The following is a 20,030-nucleotide window of genomic DNA, read 5'->3' as shown; positions in this document are numbered from 1 at the left end:
CGCGGGACATGGACGCCGGGCGACCGGTTCCGTTCATGTCCCCCGGCTCGGGCTGCGCCCGACCCTCCTCCTTGACTTCACTACACCGGTCACCCGACATCCACGTCAAGCAGCACCGCTGTTGTTCAACCGCCCGAACAACCACAGTGGTGGCACGAGCGGGACGGTGGGGTGGTGTGCGCAGCGAAGTCAAGGAGGAGAAGCGGACGCAGTCCGATTCGGGGGACATGAGCGGAGTACACCGCCCCGCCGTCCTGCTCCCGCTCAAGCGCATCGAAGGCTGCATGGACACCACCTCAGCTCACCTTCGACGCCACCGTGCCGACATCGCGCAGCAGGTTCTCCGCGATCGGCCCGCTGCGCCGCATCTGCGCCTCGCGCTCCAACTGCCGATTCACGATCCGCCAATCCAGATCCATGAACGTCAACGGCGCAAGCTTGTCGGCAATCGCCTCGCGCAGCGTGCGGTGCAGCGAGGCCTTGGTGATCGATCGCCCACCGAGCCCGGCCACCACGGTGTAGCCGTGCAGTTGCAGCCCAGAGAGCGCGAGCCGCACGTCGGTCGACACCACGCCGCCCAGGCCAACCGAGAAGCTCTTTTCCAGCACCACCACCCGCTGCGCACCTTGCAGTGCCGCACGCACCGCAACGAGCGGAAACGGCCGGAACGACTGGATGCCAAGCACGCCGATCTTCAGACCCTCGGCGCGCATCTCGTCTACGGTGTCCTTCAGCGTGCCGAGCACCGAACCGAGCGCGACCACGATGGTGTCGGCGTCTTCGGTGCGGTAGCCGCGCACCAGTCCGCCGGACATGCCATGGGAACGGCGACCGAACCGTTGCTCGAATTCATCGGCGATGCGCGGGATCACGTCCAGCGCCATCAGCTGCTTGGCGTGCGCGAGGTAACGCACCTCCATGAACGCTTCGGGCCCGACCATCGCGCCGATCGACACCGGCTCGGCCGGGTCGAGCACCTGGCGCGGTTCGTACGGAGGCAGGAAGGCGTCGACCGCGGCCTGATCGGGCATGTCGACGCGCTCATAGGCGTGCGTGAGGATGAAGCCGTCCATGCACACCATCACCGGCATCGAGAGTTCCTCGGCCAGCTTGAAGGCCTGGATGTGCAGGTCGAGCGCCTCCTGGTTGCTCTCGGCAAACAGCTGGATCCAGCCGCAGTCGCGCTGGCTCATGCTGTCGCTGTGGTCGTTCCAGATGTTGATCGGCGCGCCGATCGCCCGGTTGGCCACCGTCATCACGATCGGCAGCCCCAGGCCGCTGGCGTTGTAGACCGCCTCGGCCATGAACAGCAGGCCCTGGCTGGCGGTGGCGGTGTAGGTGCGTGCACCGGCGGCCGAACTGCCGATGGCCACGCTCATCGCCGCGAACTCGCTCTCGACGTTGATGAACTCGCAGGGTGCGAGCGAGCCGTCCTTCACCAGCTCGCCCAGGCCCTCGACGATGTGCGTCTGCGGCGAGATCGGATAGGCGCAGATCACCTCCGGGCGGCACAGCGCCACCGCCTGCGCCACCGCCTGCGAGCCTTCAATCTGCTTGAGCATGGGTCAGTTCCCGGAGTTGATGGCGCACGTAGTCGAAGGCCTCGGACGCGGCAGCCACGTTGGCGGCGGCCACCTTGCCGCTGAACTTGTCGCCGATCGCATGGGCCACGGCGTCGAGCGTGATCAGCCCCGACAACGCCGCGAAACCGCCCAGCAGCACGGCGTTGGGCAGCGGGCGGCCGAGGTGCTTTTGCGCGATCTCGCTGGCCGGCACGGTGATCAGGCGTTCATGGCGAAAGCGCGTGGCGATCTCGCCCAGGCCGAGTTCGTCGAAGCTGCGCCGGCTGTTGATCAGCACGTAGCCGTCGGCCTGCAGGCCCTGGAAGACGTCGACCTGGTGCAGCAGCGTCGGGTCCTGCACGATCAGCACGTCGGGCGCGAGGATGGGCTCGCGCAGGCGGATCTCGCGGTCGTCGATGCGGCAGAACGCCACCACCGGCGCGCCGGTGCGTTCGGAGCCGAAGCTCGGAAAGGCCTGCGCGTGGCGGTCCTGCTCGAAGGCGGCCACCGACAGCAACTCGGCCGCCGTCACCACGCCTTGCCCACCCCGCCCGTGGATGCGGATCTGCAGCATCGGGACCATCCTTTCGCCTTGGCTCGGATGGCGGCGATTCTTCGCCTGCGCAGGGGGCTGCGGCTTGACGTGGCTCAAGCCGGACGGGCTCGGTGCGCCCGGTTCAGGTCGACTCCGGGAAACTCAGGACAGCAGCAACGCGGCTGCGACCATCGTGGGCAACAGCGCGCCGGCCAACAGACCGCCGGCGCCGATGGACTGGTCCTCGAAGCCCTGCTTGAGCAGCGTCACGCCGGCCGGGTTGGGCGCGTTGGCGATCACGGTCAGGCCGCCGCCGGCCACCGCGCCGGCCACCAGCATGTACTTGGCCGGGTCGGACATGCCCTCGATCAGCGAGCCGAGGTAGGTCAGCGCCGCGTTGTCGGTGATCGCCGTCAGCCCGAGCGCGCCGAAGAACAGCGCGGTCGGTTCGAGGCTGGAGACGATCGGCTGCAGCCACCACTGCTGCATGCCACCCAGCACCACCAGCCCGGCCAGGAAGAAGCCGACCAGCAGCGCCTCTTTCAGGATCAGCGGGCTCTGGTAGCGCGCGTAGGCCTGCGTGAAGCCCAGGAACAGCAGGAACAGCCCCAGGAAGATCACCGGGTGATGCGCGAACACGACCACCGCGGCCAGAAACGCCAGGTGGATCGCGCTGACCGTCTTCGACGCGGGGTGGACCTGCGGCGGCGCGCTGTCGCCGTCAGCCGTGGCGAGGTGACGCCGCAGCAGCCAGGTGATCGCCGTGGCGTTGATCAGCACGGCGATGGCGGCCTTCCAGCCGAAGTGCCGTGCCATGAAGGCGCTGTCCCAGCCCCAGGTGCCGGCCACCATCAGCACCGGCGGCGCCGCGAACGAGGTCAGCGTGCCACCGATCGAGACGTTGACGAACAGCACGCCCAGCGCGCCGTATTTCAGCCACTCGGGCATGCCGGGGCGAAAGACCCGCGGCGCCAGCATCAGCGCGGCCAGCGTCATGGCCGCCGGCTCGGTGATGAACGAGCCGATCAGCGGCACCAGCGCGAGGCACAGCCACACCGTCATGACCGCGGTCTGCCCGGGTGCCCGGCGCGCGATGCCGGCAATCAGCGCCTGGATCGCCTGCAGCACCGGCCGCGAGGCCGCCACCACCATGATCACGAACACGAACAGCGGCTCGGTGTATTGCCGCGACTCGACGTAGGCGATCGCCCGCGGCCCGCCGTCCACCAAGGCCATCAGCGCGATCAGCACGAAGGCCCAGAAGCCGAACACGACCTCGATCTCGCCGAGCAGGTGAAACAGCCCGGCGTGCCGGGGATGCCGGTGCGCGAGCTGCTCGAAGAACTTGACCGAAAACGTGTGCAGCAGCGCGAGCCCGAAGACGACAGCGGAGATGAGTTCGATGTTTTGCATGGAGTCCGTGGTTGAGAACAGGGGCTGACCGTGATCCGCGGCAAACCTACCACAGGGTGAATCGGCTCGGCGGGCCGACAGGCTTCGATACTGCAAGCGTTCCCACCGATCGAAGGCCCGTCATGCATCCGGCCCTGTCCATCTGGATCCAGTTCAGCCTGTGTGCCGCGGTGATCGGCGTGGCGGGTTCGCGGTTGAGCCGCTACGGCGATGCGATCGCCAGCCACACCGGCCTGTCGCGCAACTGGATCGGCCTGGTCCTGGTGGCCACGGTCACGTCGCTGCCTGAACTGGTCACCGGCCTGAGCGCCGTGACCGTGGCCGATGCGCCCGACATCGCGGTCGGCGACGCGCTGGGCAGCTGCGTCTTCAATCTGGCCATCCTCGCGCTGGTCGACGTGTTCTACCGGCACGGTGCGATCTATGCGACTGCCAGCGCCACGCACGCCATGTCCGCGGGGCTGGGGGTGATCCTGTTGTCGGCGGTCAGCCTGGCCTTGGTGCTGAGCCAGCAGGGCAGCATGCCTGCGCTCGGTCATTTCAGCCTGGCCAGCGTGCTGATCGTGGCGATCTACCTCATCGGCATGCGCGCGCTCTACCTCACCGAGCAACGACGGGGCAACTCCGCCCCCGTCGAGACACCGACGGCGATGACGCTCAAGACGGCCCTGATGGGCTACGGCATCGCCTCGGCCGTGATCGTCGGCATGGGCATCTGGCTGCCGCTGATCGGTGTCGAACTGGCCCACCTGATGGGCTGGTCGAACTCCTTCGTCGGCACGCTTTTCGTGGCACTGGCCACCTCGGTGCCGGAACTCGCCACCACCTGGGGCGCGGTGCGCATCGGCGCCATCGACATGGCTTTCGGCAACCTGCTGGGCAGCAACCTGTTCGACGTGCTGATCCTGGCCGTCGATGATTTTGCGTATCTGAGCGGGCCGCTCTATCAGCATCTGTCGCCGCTGCACATCGTCTCTGCGCTGACCGCCTGCATGATGAACGGGGCGGTGATCGTGGCGCTGGTCTACCGGCCGGTCTCACGCGTGTGGCGTTCGGCCAGCTGGGCCAGTCTCGTGCTGCTGGCGCTGTATCTGTTCAATGCGGTGGTGCAGTACCTGCACGGACGCTGAACCCGGCCCGCCAAACGGCTGCAGTGCCAAACCGATCGGCAACCGCATCCCTCGACCCGGTGTCCGACCCGGGCAGCGGCTTGCTCGTCGCGATGTCCGTCATCGCGGGCGTCGATTCCAAGATCGGCCTCTACGCCTCGTTCAGCATGGCGGTGGTGATCGCCTTCGCGGGCGGACGGTCGGGGATACTCGCCCCCGGCGCGTCGGTCGACAACAGCGGCGCCCGCTCAGCGCTTGGGCGCAGCCTCGACGCCCGACATCACCGCCACGGCCGGCGGCAGGCGATCCCCCTGGATGCGGATGGCGGCCACCGCGGTGTTGAGCTGCTGCAGCTCTTGCGCGGTGAACGAGATCGAGGCCGCCCCCAGGTTCTCGGTCATGTGGGCCGCGTTGGTGGTGCCCGGAATCGGCACGATCCAGGGCTTTTGCGCCAGCAGCCAGGCCAGCGACAACTGGCCGGGCGTGGCGTTCTTGCGTTGCGCCCAGTTGCGCACCAGGTCGGCCAGCGCCATGTTGGCGGGCAGCACCTCGGGGGCGAAGCGCGGCGAGATGGCGCGGAAGTCGGTGATCGGCGCGGTCGCGAAGCGCGAATCCGCCCGCACGCCGCCGGCCAGGAAACCCATGCCCAGCGGACTCCAGCAGACGAAGCCGATGCCCAGTTCCTCGCACAGCGGCAGCACCTGGGCCTCGGGGCCACGCCACAGCATCGAGTATTCGTTCTGGATCACCGCCAGCGGTTGCACCGCATGGGCGCGGCGCACGCTCTGCAGGCCGGGCTCGGACAGGCCGAAGTGCCGCACCTTGCCGGCGCCGATCAGGTCCTTGACCGTGCCGGCCACGTCCTCGATGGGCACGTTCGGGTCCACCCGGTGCTGGATCAGCACGTCGATGCGGTCGGTGCGCAGGCGCCGCAGCTGGGCGTCGACCACCCGGCGGATGTGCTCGGGCCGGCTGTTGCGGCCACCGGGCAGGCGTTGCCCTGTGACCTGATCGATGTCGAAGCCGAACTTGGTCTCCAGCACCACCTTGTCGCGGATGCCCTGCAGCGCCTCGCCGACGATGTCTTCCGACAGGAAGGGGCCGTAGGCTTCGGCCGTGTCGATCAACGTGACACCCTGGTCCACGGCCTGGCGGATGAGGCGGATGGCGGCCGGGCGGTCAAAGCGGCTGCTGTACGAATCGACCACCACGCCGGGCGTGGCGCCCGGTCGCCATTGGCAGCCCAGCCCTACGGGAAAGACTTCGAGCGGGCCGAGCCGGCGACGCGCCCCGGCGGCTTGTGGGCGGCCCGGCGAGCGGCCTGCCTCTGCACCGCCGGCGGTACTGGCGCAGGCGGAGAGAAGCCACGGAGCCACGCCCAGCGTGGCGGCGGTGAGCATCAGGTGGCGGCGTTGCTGGTTTTGACCTTCAAGGTCGGCGTTCATGGGTGTCGGGCGAATGCTCATGTCTTGCTCCTTCAATGTGATGGTGAGCTTGGGCTCAAATGTCCACGCGCCACTCGCTCAGGCGCTTGACCATGGCCTGCACGCCTTGCTCGCGCATGAAGGCCACGCTCTCGACCTGCTGGTGGAAGGGGTCGAGGTGCTCCAGCGGCAGGCGGCGCAGCGAGGCGTCGATCGGCATGCGGATGCCGTTGTTGGCGGTGACGTGGTCCATGGCGGTGGCTGTCACGGTTTTGGCGCAGCGGCGAACACCTCGCGCGCCACACCAGCGGCCGTGATGGCATTGGGCCAACCGGCGTAGAACGCCAGGTGGGTGAGGGCTTCGGAGATCTCGTCGCGGGTCAGGCCGTTGTTCAGCCCGAGCCCGAGGTGCGAGCGCAGTTGCTCAGGCCTGTTCAACGCGATCAGCGCGCTCACGGTGACGAGGCTGCGGTCCCGGGGCGACAGGCCGGGCCGGGTCCAGACATCGCCCAACAAGACTTCGTCGGTCAGTTGGGCCAACTTGGGTGCCACATCGCCCATCAGGCGTTGTGCGCGCGATGGCGCCGCTGATGCGGCGGTGGCGGGTGCCGGTGCGCCTGGGGCCTCGGCCACGGCCTCCAGCCATTGGACGGTCGAGCCGTCCTGCGCCTCGGTGATGGCCAGATGGGTCATCGCGCCCCCTGGTGCGGCACCGTGCCAATGCTTGAGCAGCGGCGGGATGTGGATCACGTCACCGACCCGCATCTCGACCACCGGACCACCCCAGCGCTGGACTTGCCCAGCGCCGGCCGTGACCACCAGCGTCTGCCCCAGCGGGTGCGTGTGCCAGGCGGTACGAACCCCCGGCGAGAAGCTCACCGAGCCCACGGAGGCTCGCGCCGCGCCGCTGGGCACATGGCGCATGTCCACCATCGCCTGACCGCTGAAGTGCGCGGCCGGTGCCGGGCGGGCCGTGCGTGCGCCGGCCCGGGAGACCTGGAGTTCCGGCTCGGCTGCGCCTGCGGGGCACAGCACCCCCGCGGCCAATGCGGCAACGATCCAACGATGCATGAAGGACTCCTGAGTGTTGAGACAGTGCAACGGGTTCCAGTCTAGGAACCCGATTGATCGATGAATAGCTGCAAAACTCTTGATGAATTGGCAACCTGGATCGGACAATCTGCGCCGGACATCGCCATGGCCATCAACGAACTGCGCGCCATTTCCGTCTTCGTCACGGCCGCCGAACTGGGCAGCCTGCGCAAGACCGCCGCTGCGCTGAACATCAGTCCGCAGGCCGCCAGCCAGGCGCTGGCGCAACTGGAGCAGCACCTGGACGTGCGGCTGTTCCACCGCACCACCCGCTCCATGGCGCTGACCGATGAAGGCCAGCGGTTTCTCGACGAGGCCCAGCCCTCGCTCCTGGGCCTGCGTCGGGCCCTGCAGACCGTCCGACATGCCAAGGACGAGATCGCCGGGCCGCTGCGCATCGTCGGCCCGCGCGCCACCTTCCAGCCTCTGCTCTGGCGGCTGCTGGACGAGTTCTGCGTGCGCTATCCGGACATCGTGCCCGACGTCCAGCTGGAAGACCGGGTCGGCAACTGGGTCGAGGACCGGGTGGATGTGGGCTTCCGGCTCGGCATCTCGCCCCATGAGGGCGTGATCGCGCGCCGGCTGTTTCCGGTTCAGCTGGTGCTCTGTGCGTCACCCGGCTACCTGCTCGCTCATGGCGTGCCCGACAGCATGGCGGCGTTGCCCACGCACCGCTGCAGCGTGTACCGCAACCCGGGCACCGGGCGCGTGGTGCCCTGGCGCTTCAAGGTGGGCGATGAAGAGGTGGAGCAGCCCGTCGTGCCTGCGCTGAGCACCAACGACGAGGTGCTGGAGTTGCACGCCGTCCTGGCCGGAAAGGTGATCGGGCAACTGGCGGGCGTGACGGCCGCGCCCTACATCCGGGCCGGGCAACTGGTGCCGCTGCTGGTCGATCTCGTACCTGACCGCTACAGCTACTTCGTCTACTACGGCAGCCGCAGCGCGCAGCCGGCACGCGTGCGCGCCTTCGTTGATCTGGCGGTGGCGCGGCTGGTCGACAACCCCGAATACGTGTTGACCATGCGTGAAATGAAATCGGCCGCGCGTGGTGCGCGAGTCTTGCCGGATTGAACGGCGGCGCTCGACCCTGCGTACTGTTGCATTGGGGGCGGGCGGCGTGCATCACCCCATGACCGCCTGACTGCCGGACGGCAATTGCGGCAAGCACAGCCAGTTCCTGGTCGGCTGGGTGAATCGGGTGCTGACGAACCTGGAACGCTGGTTCGCCGACCGCAACTTTGTCGCGACAGACGGTTTCACGGTCGCCGACATCCTGATGGCGCACGTGCTCTCGGCGGGCATCAAGGACGAGGCATTCATCGCGCCGTATCCGGCAATCGCGTCGTATCGGGATCGGTGCCTGGCCCGGCCTGCGTGGAAGCGGACCATCGAGGCGTACTGCGCGCGGGTGGATTCAACCGGTCGTCACAACGGATAGAACCGAGGATTCCGCAGGCCGATAGCAATGCGCCGATCCGACGGCCGATCACGCCGTCCCGGCGAGTAGGCTCTCGTAGGGAATGCGCAATCCATCGTGGAGTTGCTTGACCATCCGCAGGCTCAGCGGGCGCTTGCGATTGAGTACCTCGGAGACTCGTCCGCTGGGCCCGATATAGGGTTCGAGATCGCGTGGCGTCAGGCCCTGTTGCTCCATCCTGAACTTGATCGCTTCAATCGGGTCCGCCGGACCGAAGTCGTAATGCTGGTTCTCGTAGGCTTCGATCAAGGTCATCAGCACGTCTCGCTCGTCTGCCTCGGGCGTGCCTTCGTCTGCCTGGTAAATGCTCTCGAGATGGCGGAACACCGCATGCAGATCGTCGTCGGTGCGAATCGGCTTAATGGTCATTGACGGTCTCCACAATGATCCTGTCGTACTGGGCGTGGGTTCCGATGAATTTCACCCATGCGATGCCGGCGCGGTACTGCATTTCAACCACCAGCCGGTACTTGTTGCCGCCGATGTTGAACACTACGCCGTTCAATGCGCCAGCACCTGCTCCAGGAAACTGCGTGTCCGCTCGCTGCGCGGCGCATTGAAGAACTCCGCCGGCGGCGCCGCCTCGACAATCTGGCCCTGGTCCATGAACACCACCCGGTCGGCCACCGACTTGGCAAAACCCATCTCGTGCGTGACGCAGACCATCGTCATGCCCTGGCCAGCGAGCTCGATCATGACGTCGAGCACCTCGCGGATCATCTCGGGGTCGAGCGCCGAGGTGGGCTCGTCGAAGAGCATGATCTTGGGCGCCAGGCACAGCGCGCGGGCGATCGCCACCCGCTGCTGCTGGCCGCCCGAGAGCTGGAGCGGAAACTTGTGCGCCTGCTCGGCGATGTGCACCCGTTCGAGCTGCGCCATCGCGCGGGCCTCGGCTTCGCGCTTGGGCTCGCGGCTCACGTGCAGCGGTGCGAGCGTCAGGTTCTGCAGCACCGTCAGATGCGGGAACAGGTTGAACTGCTGGAACACCATGCCGACCTGGCGGCGCACGGCCTGCACCGCGCGGTCGTCCTCGCGGCCCTCGATGCCGAGCGGGGTGCCGTCGACCCCGATGCGGCCTTCCTGATACGGCTCCAGCGCGTTGATGCAGCGGATCAGCGTCGACTTGCCCGAACCCGACGGGCCGCAGATCACGATGCGCTCGCCGCGGCGCACGCTGAGATCGATGTCGCGCAGCACGTGGAAGGCGTCGCCGTACCACTTGTTGACGCGCTCGAAGGTGATGATCGGGACGGTCATGACTGCCCCTCGGCCGACGAATACGTCGACCGATCCCCCGCGGGGATGTGGGCCGGCTTGGGAGCGGCCCGGCGCTCGGCCCACCGCAAAGGCGTTGAATGGATGTGGTTCATGCGAACGGGGTTCAACGGTTGCGGCTGCGGCCGAGCTGGGCTTCGACCCACAGGCTGTAGCGCGACATCGCAAAGCAGATCACGAAGTAGATCGCGGTGATGAAGAGGTAGCCCTCGATCTTGAACGGCCGCCAGACCGGGTCGCCGCTGAGCGCCAGGCCGAGCGAGCCGGTGAGTTCGTAGAGGCTGACCACGGTGATCAGCGAGGTGTCCTTGAAGATCGCGATGAAGTTGTTCATCAGCGAGGGCACCACCGCCGCCAGCGCCTGCGGCAGCACCACCAGGCGCTGGGTCTGCCACCAGCCCAGGCCGACCGAGGCGGCCGCTTCGAGCTGTCCGGCGGGGATGGCCTGCAGGCCGGCGCGCACGATCTCGGCCATGTAGGCGGCCGAGAACAGCGTGATGCCGACCAGCACGCGCAGCAGCACGTCGGGCGAGGTGCCCGAGGGCATCAGCAGCGGGAACATGAAACTCGCCATGAACAGCACCGAGATCAGCGGCACGCCGCGGATCAGCTCGACGTAGAGCGTGCACAGCGAGCGGATCGCCGGCAGCTTGGAGCGCCGGCCCAGCGCCACCGCCACCGCGATCGGAAACGCCAGCACGATCGACAGCGTGGCCAGCGTCACGGTCAGCGGCAGGCCGCCCCACTGGTCGGTGCCGACCTTGGCGAGACCGAAGCCGCCGCCCATAAGCACGAAGAAAACCGCCAGCACGCCCGCCCAGGCCGGCACCAGCCAGGGCCGCCAGCAACGGCGCACGCAGCTGATGACGAGCATCGTGAACATCGCCAGCGTGGCGATCAGCGGGCGCCATTGGGCGTCGTACGGGTAGCGGCCGAAGATCACCAGCCGGTGCTTTTCGGTGATCACGCCCCAGCAGGCGCCGCTGCCACGCGCGGCCTGGCAGGCCTCGGCGTTGCCGGACCAGACCGCGTGCGACACGCCCCAGATCCACAGCTGCGGCAAGGCCCAGGCGAAGCTGGCGATGAGCAGCAGCGTGGCGAAGGAACTCGGCACACCTGCGAACAGGTTGCGTTGCGCCCAGCGCCAAGGCGTGGTGGAGCGCCGGGTTGGCGGCCGCGCGGCGATGGGCGAAAAAGCCTGGCTCATGTCGGTTCCGCCGGGCCGCCCCAAGGAGCCGACGCGCCCCTCGGGGGCTGAGGCCGGACACAAGGCGTCCTGAGGACGGCTTGTGCCTGCCGAAGGGCCAAGCCACCGGCTTGGCGCGGCCGGCATGGCTGCGAGCGTAGCGAGCTGGGGGCTGTCATCTCTACCGCTCCCGGATCGCCACGCGGCGGTTGTACGCGTTCATCAGCGCGGCGGTGCCGAGCGAGGTGCTCAGGTAGACGGCCATGATGATGGCGATGCATTCGACCGCGCGGCCGGTCTGGTTGAGCGCGGTGTTGGCGATCGAGACCACGTCCGGATAGCCGATCACCACCGCCAGCGACGAGTTCTTGGTCAGGTTCAGATACTGGTTGGTGAGCGGCGGAATGATCACCCGCAGCGCCTGCGGCAGCACCACCAGCCGCAGCGTCTTGGCGCGGCTCAGGCCGATGCTGTGCGCGGCTTCGGTCTGGCCGCGCGGGACGCTGGCGATGCCGGCGCGCACCACCTCGGCCACGAACGACGAGGTGTAGAAGGTCAGCCCCAGCAGCACCGAGAGGAACTCGGGCGACAGCGTCACGCCACCTTCGAGCACAAAGGCGCCCGGCTCCGGAATGCTCCATGACCAGCCCGCCTCGGCGCTGTGCGCCAGCCACGGCAGCGACAGCCCCGACTTGCTGAGAAACACCCGCCCGCCCCAATCGAGCGGCGCCATCGCCTCGGGCAGGAACTCGACCATCAGCAGGTACCAGATCAAGAGCTGGACCAGGATCGGCACGTTGCGGAACAGCTCGACATAGCCATAACAGAGCCCGCGCACCAGCGCGTTGCGCGAGTAGCGCCCCACGCCGAGCGCGGTGCCCAGCAGCGTGATCAGCACGATGCCGATCAGCGCCACCCGCAGCGTGTTGAGCAGGCCGACCAGGAACGCGCGCCAGTACGGGTCGATCGACTCGAACGCAATCAGGCTCTCGCCGATGTCGAAACCGGCGGTCTGGGTCAAAAAATCCCAGCCGCTGCGGATGCCGCGCAGCGCCATGTTGGCCAGCGTGTTGTGCACCAGCCAGCCCACCACCACGGCCACCAGCGCCAGCATCAGCAGCTGGTAGACCAGCCCACGCGTGGCCGGGTTGGACCACGCCCAGCTGCGCCGCCGCGCAGGGGGTCGGCGCGGCGCGGCGGTCTCGTCGCTCATCGGCAGCTATTGGCGGAGGCTGGCGACGTCAGCGGATCGGCATCGCGTACTGCAGGCCGCCGTTGGTCCAGAGCGCGTTCTTGCCACGCGGCAGGCCGACGGGGGTCTTCTCGCCGACGTTGCGCTCGTAGATCTCGCCGTAGTTGCCCACCGCCTTGATGGCGCGCGCCAGCCACTCGCGGTCCAGGCCGAGCAGCTTGCCGGTGTCTTCGGTCTTGCCGAGCAGGCGCTGCACGACGGGGTCGGTGCTGTCGGCCTTGAGCTGGTCGACGTTGGCCTGCGTGATGCCCGATTCCTCGGCTTCGATCAGGCCGTAGACCACCCACTTGACGATCGCGAACCATTCGTCGTCGCCGCGGCGCACCAGCGGCCCGAGCGGCTCTTTCGAGATCAGCTCGGGCAGGATCACGTGGTCCTTCGGGTCCTTGGCTTCCTTCGAGCGGATCGAGGCCAGGCCCGATGCGTCGGTGGTGTAGGCCTGGCAGCGGCCCGAGAAGTAGGCGGCGTTGGCTGCGTCGAGCTTGTCGAACACGACCGGCTTCAGGTTGAGCTTGTTGGCGCGCGAGAAGTCGGTCAGGTTCTTCTCGGTGGTGGTGCCCGACTGCACGCAGACGGTGGCGCCCTTCAACTGCTTGGCGCTCTTGACCTTGGTCTTGGCCGGCACCATGAAACCCTGGCCGTCGTAGAAGACCACCGCCGTCTGGTGCAGGCCGAGCGAGGCATCGCGCGTGAGCGTGAAGGTGGTGTTGCGCGACAGCACGTCGACCTCGCCCGACTGGATCGCCGTGAAGCGCTGCGGCGAGGCCAGCGGCACCCACTTGACCTTGTCGGCATCGCCCAGCACGGCGGCGGCGATGGCGCGGCCGACGTCGACGTCGAGCCCGGTCCACTTGCCCTGGCTGTCGGCGGCCGAGAAGCCCGCCACGCCGGTGCTGACGCCGACGAGGATCTGGTCGCGCTGCTTGATGGTGTCGAGCGTCTTGCCGGCAAAGGCCGGGGCGGCGGCCAGCAGGGCGAGCGCCAGAACGGATGAATGCAGTCGTTTCATGGGGAGGAGCCTCAGGGTCTTGCGGATCAGCGGGCGATGATGCCGGAGATTCGACGGGCCGACATGCCGCCGCCGGGCGTGTGCGGCCAGCAGGGGCATGCCGGCCGCCAATCGTTCGCTGACAGAATACGGCGGCTTCGGCACCCCCGATGCCACACAGGAGATCTTGCTTGTTTGCAGCTTTCGAGCGGCTGGTCGACCCCTATCCCGTCACCCGGCCGACGCCGCCACCGCCGCGGTTCTTCGCCTTCATCTGGGCCTGCAGCGAAGGCACGCGGCGCTACATCCTGGGCATGACGATCTGCACCGCGCTGATCGGCGCGTTCGAGGCACTGCTGTTCGCGATGCTCGGCGAGGTGGTCGACTGGCTGGGCCAGATCCCGCCAGCGCGGATCTGGAGCGATGCGGGGGGGCAGTTGCTGCTGCTGGTGGGCGTGATCGCGGCCAGCCCGCTGGTCGTGATGCTGCAGACGCTGCTCAAGCACCAGACGCTGTCGGGCAACTTCCCGATGCGCCTGCGCTGGAACTTCCACCGCATGATGCTGGCGCAGAGCATGTCGTTCTATCAGGACGAATTGGCCGGCCGGGTGGCCGCCAAGGTGATGCAGTCGGCGCTGGCGGTGCGCGACGCGATCCTGATCGTGACCGACATCCTGGTGTTCGTGGTCATCTACTTCGTCACCATGACCGCGGTGGTGGGCCACTTCAACCGCTGGATGCTGCTGCCGTTCGCGGCCTGGCTGGCGGCCTACATCGTGGTGGTGGTTTTCTTCGTGCCGCGGCTGGCGCGGGTGGCCAAGGCGCAGGCCGATGCGCGCTCGCTGATGACCGGGCGCATCACCGACGCGTACACCAACATCACCACCGTCAAGCTGTTCTCGCACGCCCAGCGCGAGGCCGGTTACGCGCGCTCGGCGATGCAGGAGTTCCTGCGCACGGTGCACGGACAGATGCGGCTGGTGAGCGGTTTCGAGGTCTGCATCCACTCGCTGAGCATGCTGTTCATCCTGGGCACGGCGGGTTCGGCGCTGTGGCTGTGGAGCCAGGGCCAGGTCGGCATCGGCGCGGTCGCCGCGGCCACCGCGATGGCGTTGCGCCTGAACGGAATCTCGCACTGGGTGATGTGGGAGGTGGCGTCGCTGTTCGAGCACATCGGCACGGTGCAGGACGGGCTGGCGACGCTGTCGCGGCCGAACGCCGTGACCGACCGGGACGACGCGAAGCCGCTGCAGGTCAGCCGCGGCGAGATCCGCTTCGACAACGTCGATTTCGCCTACGGCGGCAACGGCGCGGCGGTGGTCGAGGGTCTGAACCTGCACATCCGACCGGGCGAGAAGATCGGCCTGGTCGGGCGCTCGGGCGCCGGCAAGTCGACCATCGTCAACCTGCTGCTGCGCTTCTACGACCTGCGCTCGGGCCAGGTGCTGATCGACGGCCAGGACATCGCGCACGTCACGCAGGACAGCCTGCGCGCGCAGGTCGGCATGGTGACGCAGGACACCTCGCTGCTGCACCGCTCGGTGCGCGACAACATCCTCTACGGCCGTCCTGACGCCACCGACGAGCAGATGATCAGTGCCGCCAAACGCGCCCAGGCGCACGAGTTCGTGCAGGGGCTGACCGATCCGAAGGGCCGCACCGCCTACGACGCCCATGTGGGCGAACGCGGCGTCAAGCTCTCGGGCGGGCAGCGCCAGCGCGTCGCCATCGCCCGCGTGATGCTGAAAGATGCGCCGATCCTGCTGCTCGACGAGGCCACCAGCGCGCTCGATTCCGAGGTCGAGGCCGCCATCCAGACCACGCTGTATCAGCTGATGGAGGGCAAGACGGTGGTGGCGATCGCGCACCGGCTGTCGACCATCGCGGCGATGGACCGGCTGATCGTGCTCGACCGCGGCCGCATCGTCGAGGAGGGCGACCACCGCAGCCTGCTGGCGATGGGCGGCCTGTACGCGCGGCTGTGGGCGCACCAGAGCGGCGGTTTCCTGGGGGCCGATGACGACGAGCCGGCCGCCACGGGTACCCGCCCGCCGATCGCGGCCGAGCTGGTCGGCGCCAAGTGACCCATCACCGCGGCTGACGCGGCCCGATCACGGCCTGCCGGACCGGGGTCGCAACGGTCTTCGGCCGGATGTGAACAAGGTCGGAATTTCGTGCAGTCCGAGGCCGACTCTTACCTCGATCGGGGGATGTGCCGGCCCGTCCGGCGCACGCAAACTGGCTCGCAGCCGACACGAACTGGCCTGTCTTTCGACTTCGTTTTGCCGCTTCGGGCGGCCGTCGCAGGCGCACAGTGTGTTCACCCGATGGTTGGTTTGGAGGTACGCAACATGACTCCCCATGACGGCACCGCGGCCCATGTCCGCTACGAGATCCGCTTCCAGTCGCTGTTCCACAGCGGCCGCGGCCTGAGTTTTCCGTGTGACGCCCACGGCCGTGTCCGCGTCGACGAACTCAGCGACCGGGCCCGCCACAACTTCCACCAGGCGCAGGCGATGGTCGGGCGCGAGTACGCCACCCCGGCCGTGCAACTGGCGGAACTCCACTGAATCCGACCCGAGCGCAGACCGGCGCCGCGTCGAACGCGGCCGGGCCTGCGGATTCCGGGTCTTCTGCAAGGCCATCGGGCGCGTGAAGTGGCCAGCGCGGACAATAGCGGCCCTTCGTCCGACTGGTTTTGCCCGTGTCCGCTGCGTCTGTTGCCTCTGCTGCCCCCACGGTGCCCCGCGCCGACAAGCCCCTGACCGGCTACCGCCCGCACTGGGCCAAGCGCTTCGGGCCGGCGCCGTTCCTGCCGATGAGCCGCGCCGAGATGGATGCCCTCGGCTGGGACAGCTGCGACATCGTCATCGTCACCGGCGACGCCTACGTCGACCACCCGAGCTTCGGCATGGCGGTGATCGGCCGCACGCTCGAGGCGCAGGGTTTTCGCGTCGGCATCATCGCCCAGCCCGACTGGCAGACCGCCGACCCGTTCAAGGCGCTCGGCAAACCGAACCTGTTCTACGGCGTGGCCGCCGGCAACATGGATTCGATGATCAACCGCTACACGGCTGATCGAAAAATCCGCAGCGATGACGCCTACACGCCGGGCGGCCTGGGCGGCAAGCGGCCGGACCGCGCCTCGCTGGTCTACGCGCAGCGCTGCAAGGAGGCCTACCCGGAAGTGCCGATCATCATGGGCGGCATCGAGGCCTCGCTGCGCCGCATCGCGCATTACGACTACTGGCAGGACAAGGTGCGCCGCTCGATGGTGGTCGACGCCAAGTGCGACCTGCTGCTGTACGGCAACGCCGAGCGCGCCATCATCGAGGTGGCGCACCGCCTGGCCGCGGGCGAGAACGTGCGCCGCATGACCGACATCCGCGGCACCGCCTTCGTGCGCCGCTCGGACGACCCGGACGCCGCCGGCTGGTTCGAGATCGACTCCAGCTCGGTCGACCTGGTCGGTCGCGTCGACGAACACATCAACCCCTACCAGACCACCGCCGAACAGGCGGCCGCGCAAGGCAGCACCTGCTCGAAGGAGGAGGGCGCCGCCGCACCGGCAGCAGCCGGCCCGGCCGCCGACCCCGAATCGGTCTACAAGACCATCACCTTCGTCGCCCCGCCCAAGCTCACCGGCCGCATCAAGATGCCGCCGCGCGACAAGAGCGTGATCCGCCTGCCCAGCTACGAGCAGGTTCGCAGCGACCCGGTGCTGTACGCCCACGCCAACCGCGTGCTGCACCTCGAGACCAACCCCGGCAACGCCCGCGCCCTGGTGCAGCGCCACGGCGACGGCAACACCGCGCGCGACGTCTGGATCAACCCGCCGCCGATCCCGCTGTCCACGCCCGAGATGGACCACGTGTTCGACCTGCCGTACGCCCGCAGCCCGCACCCGGCCTATGCCGACGAACACGGCGGCCATGACGGCGCGACCAAGATCCCGGCCTGGGAGATGATCCGCTTCAGCGTCAACATCATGCGCGGCTGCTTCGGCGGCTGCACCTTCTGCTCGATCACCGAACACGAGGGCCGCATCATCCAGAGCCGCAGCGAGGACTCGGTCATCAAGGAGATCGAGGACATCCGCGACAAGGTGAAAGGCTTCACCGGCGTGGTCTCCGACCTGGGCGGGCCGACGGCCAACATGTACCGCCTGGGCTGCAAGAGCCCGGAGATCGAGGCCGCGTGCCGCAAGCCGAGCTGCGTCTACCCGGGCATCTGCCAGAACCTCAACACCGACCACGACGCGCTGATCCACATGTACCAGCGCGCCCGCCAGCTCAAGGGCATCAAGAAGATCCTGATCGGCTCGGGGCTGCGCTACGACCTGGCGATCCGCTCGCCCGAGTACATCAAGGAGCTGGTGCAGCACCACGTCGGCGGCTACCTGAAGATCGCGCCCGAACACACCGAGGACGGGCCGCTGTCCAAGATGATGAAACCCGGCATCGGCAGCTACGACCGCTTCAAGCAGCTGTTCGAGAAGTACAGCGCCGAGGCCGGCAAGAAGCAGTACCTGATCCCGTACTTCATCGCCGCCCACCCGGGCACGCGCGACGAGGACATGATGAACCTGGCGGTCTGGCTCAAGCACAACGGCTTCCGGGCCGACCAGGTGCAGACCTTCTACCCGAGCCCGATGGCCACCGCCACCGCGATGTACCACTCGGGCAAGAACCCGCTCGGCAAGGTCACGCGCAGCAGCGAGACGGTCGACATCGTGCGTGGCGACAAGCGCCGCCGGCTGCACAAGGCCTTCCTGCGCTACCACGACGCCAACAACTGGCCGCTGCTGCGCGAGGCGCTGCAGGCGATGGGCCGCGCCGACCTGATCGGCAACGGCAAGCAGCACCTGATCCCGACCTGGCAGCCCGCCACCGACGGCAGCTACGAGAGCGCGCGGCGCAAGAACTCGACCGCCACGGGGGTCAAGGCCGCGCCCAACAAGCCGGCCGCCCGAGCCGGTGGATCCGCGCCGCCCAAGGGCCGCATCCTGACCCAGCACACCGGCTTGCCGCCGCGTGAGACCGGCGCGCCGCGCAAGGCCGGCCCGCGCGTCAGCTCGCCGATCATCGTGCCGGGCGCCCGGCCGCCGGCCGCCCCGGCCGGGCCGCGGCCGGGCCCCTCGGCCAAGACCGGCGGCCGCAAGAAGGGCGGCTGAGCCGAGATCGGGCCGGGCCGGCCATCGGCCCGGCTCAGCCCGGCTCGTCGCCCGCGTCCGCTGCCGGGCGGCGCCTGGCCGAGCCTGATTCCGCCTGGCCCGCGTCGATCGCCTCCCGCCTGCCGGTGGTCGGTCGCTGCGGCCTGGCCGCATCCAGCGCCTCGAGCAGCTCCTGCAGAATCAGCTGCACGTCGTAGACGCTCACCGCCATCCCCACCCGCTGGCAGGGCAGGCGCAGGTCGTCGTCGGCCGCCACGCTGCGCCACAGCGCCTGGGCATCGGCGACGGCATGGCCGATGCGCCCGCGCCTGGGCCGCAGCAGCTGCTTCTGCAAGGCCGCCAGCGTGATCGGTGACAGCATCTCGCGGGCCGTGGCGATCAGCTGGCGGTCGTGCTGCAGGTCGGCCTGAAGCTGCGCGGCACTGGCCTGGATGGCGGCGACCACCGCGGCACGCTCCAGTTCACGCGGACGCGGACCGCCGTCCTGGGCGGCCCGGCGGGCGCTGACGTGGCGGGCGGCGTGGATGTCGAGCGCCAGGTTCAGCATCCGGCTCTCGACGGCCGACTGGCCGAGCGACTGGTAGGCCTGCGCACAGTGGTGCAGGTGCGCGACGACGCTCTCGGCCAGTTGCAGTTCCTGCCGCAAGGCCCGGCCGGCCAGCAGGTTGGAAGCCTCGATCAGGCCCCGGTAGCGGGCCAGGCGGGCGTGCACGAAGGGCAGCATGGCTCACTCGAACTCGACGACCTGCCGCACTTCGCCGGTCATGTCGTCGCGGATCGACTTGATGAAGAAACCTTCCTCCAGCACCTCGGCCTTGATCGTGAACACCGACGACTCGTTGCTGCCGTTCTTGACGTTGTTGGTCTCCGGGCTGACCAGCAGGTTGGAGATCGTCGTCTTGCTCACCACGATGGCCGACTTGATCGGCGCGGCGAGGCTGGCCAGCGACTTGTGGAACAGCGCGTCGCTCGGGTTGGCGCGGGTGTAGGCGTCCATCAGCTTGGCGGTCTTGAGGGCCTGCGAAAAGATGTTGCGCCAGTGGAACTCGATCAGGCTGTCGGGCTGGCTGAGGTCCTCGTGCTCGGCCAGCGCGATGAAGAAGGCCTCGATCGAGGCCCGCAGCGAGTTGTCGACACCCAGCTCCCGACTGGCCCGCTTGCCGCGCACCACCAGGCTGGCCGGTGCGAACACCGTGCCCATGTCGAGCTTGATCGGCGCCACCACCGACACCACCGGCGCGTTCGACAGGTTGACCGTGCGCACCACGTCGTTGACGGCGCTCAGCACCAGTTTCTCGAAATCGCGGATCGGCATCACGAAGTCGATCACCTGCGAATACCGGGCGCCCGAGATCAGCACCGGAATCGTCAGCTCCATCTTCGGGATCTTGAACCGCGGGGTCGAGAAATGCTGCAGCACCGGGTCGTTGCGGTAGCGCTCGGCCACCTCGCGCGAGTAGGCGTCGGCCATCTCGCGCGCCTTGGTGAGCTCCAGCAGGATGTAGCCGGTGTAGTCGGCGAGGGTGACTTCGGGCATGGCCGGG

At 68.3% G+C, this 20,030-nt stretch carries 20 protein-coding genes; 6 read left to right on the top strand and 14 right to left on the bottom strand.

The features are described 5' to 3' along the window. Nucleotides 1-296: 296 nt before the first annotated feature. The 3 genes from porA to LCHO_RS10760 all read right to left on the bottom strand — a co-directional run bounded on the left by porA (nucleotide 297) and on the right by LCHO_RS10760 (nucleotide 3,510). On the bottom strand, nucleotides 297-1,562 hold the full coding sequence (porA, locus tag LCHO_RS10770) for a 2-ketoisovalerate ferredoxin oxidoreductase subunit alpha (protein ID WP_012347176.1): 1,266 nt from the start codon (nucleotides 1,560-1,562) through the stop codon (nucleotides 297-299). Beyond that, complete coding sequence (locus LCHO_RS10765) at nucleotides 1,546-2,136, bottom strand: 2-oxoacid:acceptor oxidoreductase family protein (protein WP_012347175.1); 591 nt, start codon at nucleotides 2,134-2,136, stop codon at nucleotides 1,546-1,548. The genes porA and LCHO_RS10765 overlap by 17 nt, the downstream gene beginning before the upstream one ends. A 123-nt stretch (nucleotides 2,137-2,259) precedes the next feature. Further along, nucleotides 2,260-3,510, bottom strand: a complete 1,251-nt coding sequence (locus LCHO_RS10760; RefSeq protein WP_012347174.1) for a putative Na+/H+ antiporter — start codon at nucleotides 3,508-3,510, stop codon at nucleotides 2,260-2,262. A gap of 122 nt (nucleotides 3,511-3,632) precedes the next feature. Between LCHO_RS10760 and LCHO_RS10755 the strand changes: the two genes are divergently transcribed. Then, on the top strand, nucleotides 3,633-4,640 hold the full coding sequence (locus tag LCHO_RS10755; RefSeq protein ID WP_012347173.1) for a sodium:calcium antiporter: 1,008 nt from the start codon (nucleotides 3,633-3,635) through the stop codon (nucleotides 4,638-4,640). A gap of 227 nt (nucleotides 4,641-4,867) precedes the next feature. Here LCHO_RS10755 and LCHO_RS10750 read toward each other — a convergent pair whose 3' ends face one another. Genes LCHO_RS10750 through LCHO_RS10745 form a run of 3 tightly spaced genes read right to left on the bottom strand, consistent with a single transcriptional unit; the run spans nucleotide 4,868 to nucleotide 7,114 of the window. Beyond that, nucleotides 4,868-6,085 (bottom strand): aldo/keto reductase, encoded by a 1,218-nt coding sequence (locus LCHO_RS10750; protein ID WP_012347172.1) that lies wholly within the window; start codon nucleotides 6,083-6,085, stop codon nucleotides 4,868-4,870. A gap of 34 nt (nucleotides 6,086-6,119) precedes the next feature. Continuing rightward, nucleotides 6,120-6,296, bottom strand: coding sequence for a hypothetical protein (locus LCHO_RS23700; protein ID WP_012347171.1), 177 nt, complete (start codon nucleotides 6,294-6,296; stop codon nucleotides 6,120-6,122). A gap of 11 nt (nucleotides 6,297-6,307) precedes the next feature. Beyond that, nucleotides 6,308-7,114 (bottom strand): (R)-mandelonitrile lyase, encoded by an 807-nt coding sequence (locus tag LCHO_RS10745; protein ID WP_012347170.1) that lies wholly within the window; start codon nucleotides 7,112-7,114, stop codon nucleotides 6,308-6,310. A gap of 126 nt (nucleotides 7,115-7,240) precedes the next feature. Here LCHO_RS10745 and LCHO_RS10740 point away from each other — a divergent pair, with 126 nt between their 5' ends. Then, a complete protein-coding gene (locus tag LCHO_RS10740) occupies nucleotides 7,241-8,206 on the top strand; it encodes a LysR family transcriptional regulator (RefSeq protein ID WP_012347169.1) in 966 nt (321 codons plus the stop codon). A 118-nt stretch (nucleotides 8,207-8,324) separates the two neighbouring features. After that, entirely contained in the window at nucleotides 8,325-8,573 is a 249-nt protein-coding gene (locus LCHO_RS10735; RefSeq protein ID WP_223210534.1) for a glutathione S-transferase family protein, read from the top strand. Nucleotides 8,574-8,621: 48 nt separating this feature from the next. Here LCHO_RS10735 and LCHO_RS10730 read toward each other — a convergent pair whose 3' ends face one another. The 6 genes from LCHO_RS10730 to LCHO_RS10710 all read right to left on the bottom strand — a co-directional run bounded on the left by LCHO_RS10730 (nucleotide 8,622) and on the right by LCHO_RS10710 (nucleotide 13,334). Then, nucleotides 8,622-8,981, bottom strand: coding sequence for a helix-turn-helix domain-containing protein (locus tag LCHO_RS10730; RefSeq protein ID WP_012347168.1), 360 nt, complete (start codon nucleotides 8,979-8,981; stop codon nucleotides 8,622-8,624). After that, nucleotides 8,971-9,117 (bottom strand): type II toxin-antitoxin system HigB family toxin, encoded by a 147-nt coding sequence (locus tag LCHO_RS22745; RefSeq protein WP_012347167.1) that lies wholly within the window; start codon nucleotides 9,115-9,117, stop codon nucleotides 8,971-8,973. The genes LCHO_RS10730 and LCHO_RS22745 overlap by 11 nt, the downstream gene beginning before the upstream one ends. Continuing rightward, on the bottom strand, nucleotides 9,114-9,869 hold the full coding sequence (locus LCHO_RS10725) for an amino acid ABC transporter ATP-binding protein (protein WP_012347166.1): 756 nt from the start codon (nucleotides 9,867-9,869) through the stop codon (nucleotides 9,114-9,116). Before LCHO_RS10725 ends, LCHO_RS22745 begins: the two co-directional genes overlap by 4 nt. A 124-nt stretch (nucleotides 9,870-9,993) precedes the next feature. Further along, nucleotides 9,994-11,094: an amino acid ABC transporter permease gene (locus LCHO_RS10720; protein ID WP_012347165.1), complete on the bottom strand. Its 1,101-nt coding sequence runs from the start codon at nucleotides 11,092-11,094 to the stop codon at nucleotides 9,994-9,996. A gap of 160 nt (nucleotides 11,095-11,254) precedes the next feature. After that, complete coding sequence (locus LCHO_RS10715) at nucleotides 11,255-12,286, bottom strand: amino acid ABC transporter permease (protein WP_012347164.1); 1,032 nt, start codon at nucleotides 12,284-12,286, stop codon at nucleotides 11,255-11,257. A 28-nt stretch (nucleotides 12,287-12,314) separates the two neighbouring features. Beyond that, nucleotides 12,315-13,334 (bottom strand): amino acid ABC transporter substrate-binding protein, encoded by a 1,020-nt coding sequence (locus LCHO_RS10710; RefSeq protein WP_012347163.1) that lies wholly within the window; start codon nucleotides 13,332-13,334, stop codon nucleotides 12,315-12,317. Nucleotides 13,335-13,504: 170 nt separating this feature from the next. Between LCHO_RS10710 and LCHO_RS10705 the strand changes: the two genes are divergently transcribed. The 3 genes from LCHO_RS10705 to LCHO_RS10695 all read left to right on the top strand — a co-directional run bounded on the left by LCHO_RS10705 (nucleotide 13,505) and on the right by LCHO_RS10695 (nucleotide 18,486). Beyond that, complete coding sequence (locus tag LCHO_RS10705; protein ID WP_012347162.1) at nucleotides 13,505-15,397, top strand: ABC transporter ATP-binding protein; 1,893 nt, start codon at nucleotides 13,505-13,507, stop codon at nucleotides 15,395-15,397. A 267-nt stretch (nucleotides 15,398-15,664) separates the two neighbouring features. After that, on the top strand, nucleotides 15,665-15,883 hold the full coding sequence (locus tag LCHO_RS10700; protein ID WP_012347161.1) for a hypothetical protein: 219 nt from the start codon (nucleotides 15,665-15,667) through the stop codon (nucleotides 15,881-15,883). Nucleotides 15,884-16,053: 170 nt separating this feature from the next. Then, nucleotides 16,054-18,486, top strand: a complete 2,433-nt coding sequence (locus tag LCHO_RS10695) for a YgiQ family radical SAM protein (protein WP_012347160.1) — start codon at nucleotides 16,054-16,056, stop codon at nucleotides 18,484-18,486. 34 nt (nucleotides 18,487-18,520) lie between these two features. On the opposite strand, the gene LCHO_RS10690 is transcribed toward LCHO_RS10695, so the two are convergent. Together LCHO_RS10690 and LCHO_RS10685 are read right to left on the bottom strand one after the other, a co-directional pair. Continuing rightward, on the bottom strand, nucleotides 18,521-19,210 hold the full coding sequence (locus tag LCHO_RS10690; RefSeq protein ID WP_012347159.1) for a hypothetical protein: 690 nt from the start codon (nucleotides 19,208-19,210) through the stop codon (nucleotides 18,521-18,523). A gap of 3 nt (nucleotides 19,211-19,213) precedes the next feature. Then, nucleotides 19,214-20,023, bottom strand: coding sequence for a hypothetical protein (locus LCHO_RS10685; protein WP_012347158.1), 810 nt, complete (start codon nucleotides 20,021-20,023; stop codon nucleotides 19,214-19,216). Nucleotides 20,024-20,030 lie beyond the last annotated feature (7 nt).

It is taken from the genome of Leptothrix cholodnii SP-6, assembly GCF_000019785.1.
GTDB lineage: Bacteria > Pseudomonadota > Gammaproteobacteria > Burkholderiales > Burkholderiaceae_C > Sphaerotilus > Sphaerotilus cholodnii.
This window is presented reverse-complemented; position numbering and strand designations above follow the sequence as displayed.

What these genes read in the sequence shown, in the direction of transcription:
- porA (WP_012347176.1), bottom strand. Translation starts at nt 1,562, where the DNA reads ATGCTCAAGCAGATTGAAGGCTCGCAGGCGGTGGCGCAGGCGGTGGCG.
- LCHO_RS10765 (WP_012347175.1), bottom strand. Translation starts at nt 2,136, where the DNA reads ATGCTGCAGATCCGCATCCACGGGCGGGGTGGGCAAGGCGTGGTGACG.
- LCHO_RS10760 (WP_012347174.1), bottom strand. Translation starts at nt 3,510, where the DNA reads ATGCAAAACATCGAACTCATCTCCGCTGTCGTCTTCGGGCTCGCGCTG.
- LCHO_RS10755 (WP_012347173.1), top strand. Translation starts at nt 3,633, where the DNA reads ATGCATCCGGCCCTGTCCATCTGGATCCAGTTCAGCCTGTGTGCCGCG.
- LCHO_RS10750 (WP_012347172.1), bottom strand. Translation starts at nt 6,085, where the DNA reads ATGAGCATTCGCCCGACACCCATGAACGCCGACCTTGAAGGTCAAAAC.
- LCHO_RS23700 (WP_012347171.1), bottom strand. Translation starts at nt 6,296, where the DNA reads ATGGACCACGTCACCGCCAACAACGGCATCCGCATGCCGATCGACGCC.
- LCHO_RS10745 (WP_012347170.1), bottom strand. Translation starts at nt 7,114, where the DNA reads ATGCATCGTTGGATCGTTGCCGCATTGGCCGCGGGGGTGCTGTGCCCC.
- LCHO_RS10740 (WP_012347169.1), top strand. Translation starts at nt 7,241, where the DNA reads ATGGCCATCAACGAACTGCGCGCCATTTCCGTCTTCGTCACGGCCGCC.
- LCHO_RS10730 (WP_012347168.1), bottom strand. Translation starts at nt 8,981, where the DNA reads ATGACCATTAAGCCGATTCGCACCGACGACGATCTGCATGCGGTGTTC.
- LCHO_RS10725 (WP_012347166.1), bottom strand. Translation starts at nt 9,869, where the DNA reads ATGACCGTCCCGATCATCACCTTCGAGCGCGTCAACAAGTGGTACGGC.
- LCHO_RS10720 (WP_012347165.1), bottom strand. Translation starts at nt 11,094, where the DNA reads ATGAGCCAGGCTTTTTCGCCCATCGCCGCGCGGCCGCCAACCCGGCGC.
- LCHO_RS10715 (WP_012347164.1), bottom strand. Translation starts at nt 12,286, where the DNA reads ATGAGCGACGAGACCGCCGCGCCGCGCCGACCCCCTGCGCGGCGGCGC.
- LCHO_RS10710 (WP_012347163.1), bottom strand. Translation starts at nt 13,334, where the DNA reads ATGAAACGACTGCATTCATCCGTTCTGGCGCTCGCCCTGCTGGCCGCC.
- LCHO_RS10700 (WP_012347161.1), top strand. Translation starts at nt 15,665, where the DNA reads ATGACTCCCCATGACGGCACCGCGGCCCATGTCCGCTACGAGATCCGC.
- LCHO_RS10690 (WP_012347159.1), bottom strand. Translation starts at nt 19,210, where the DNA reads ATGCTGCCCTTCGTGCACGCCCGCCTGGCCCGCTACCGGGGCCTGATC.
- LCHO_RS10685 (WP_012347158.1), bottom strand. Translation starts at nt 20,023, where the DNA reads ATGCCCGAAGTCACCCTCGCCGACTACACCGGCTACATCCTGCTGGAG.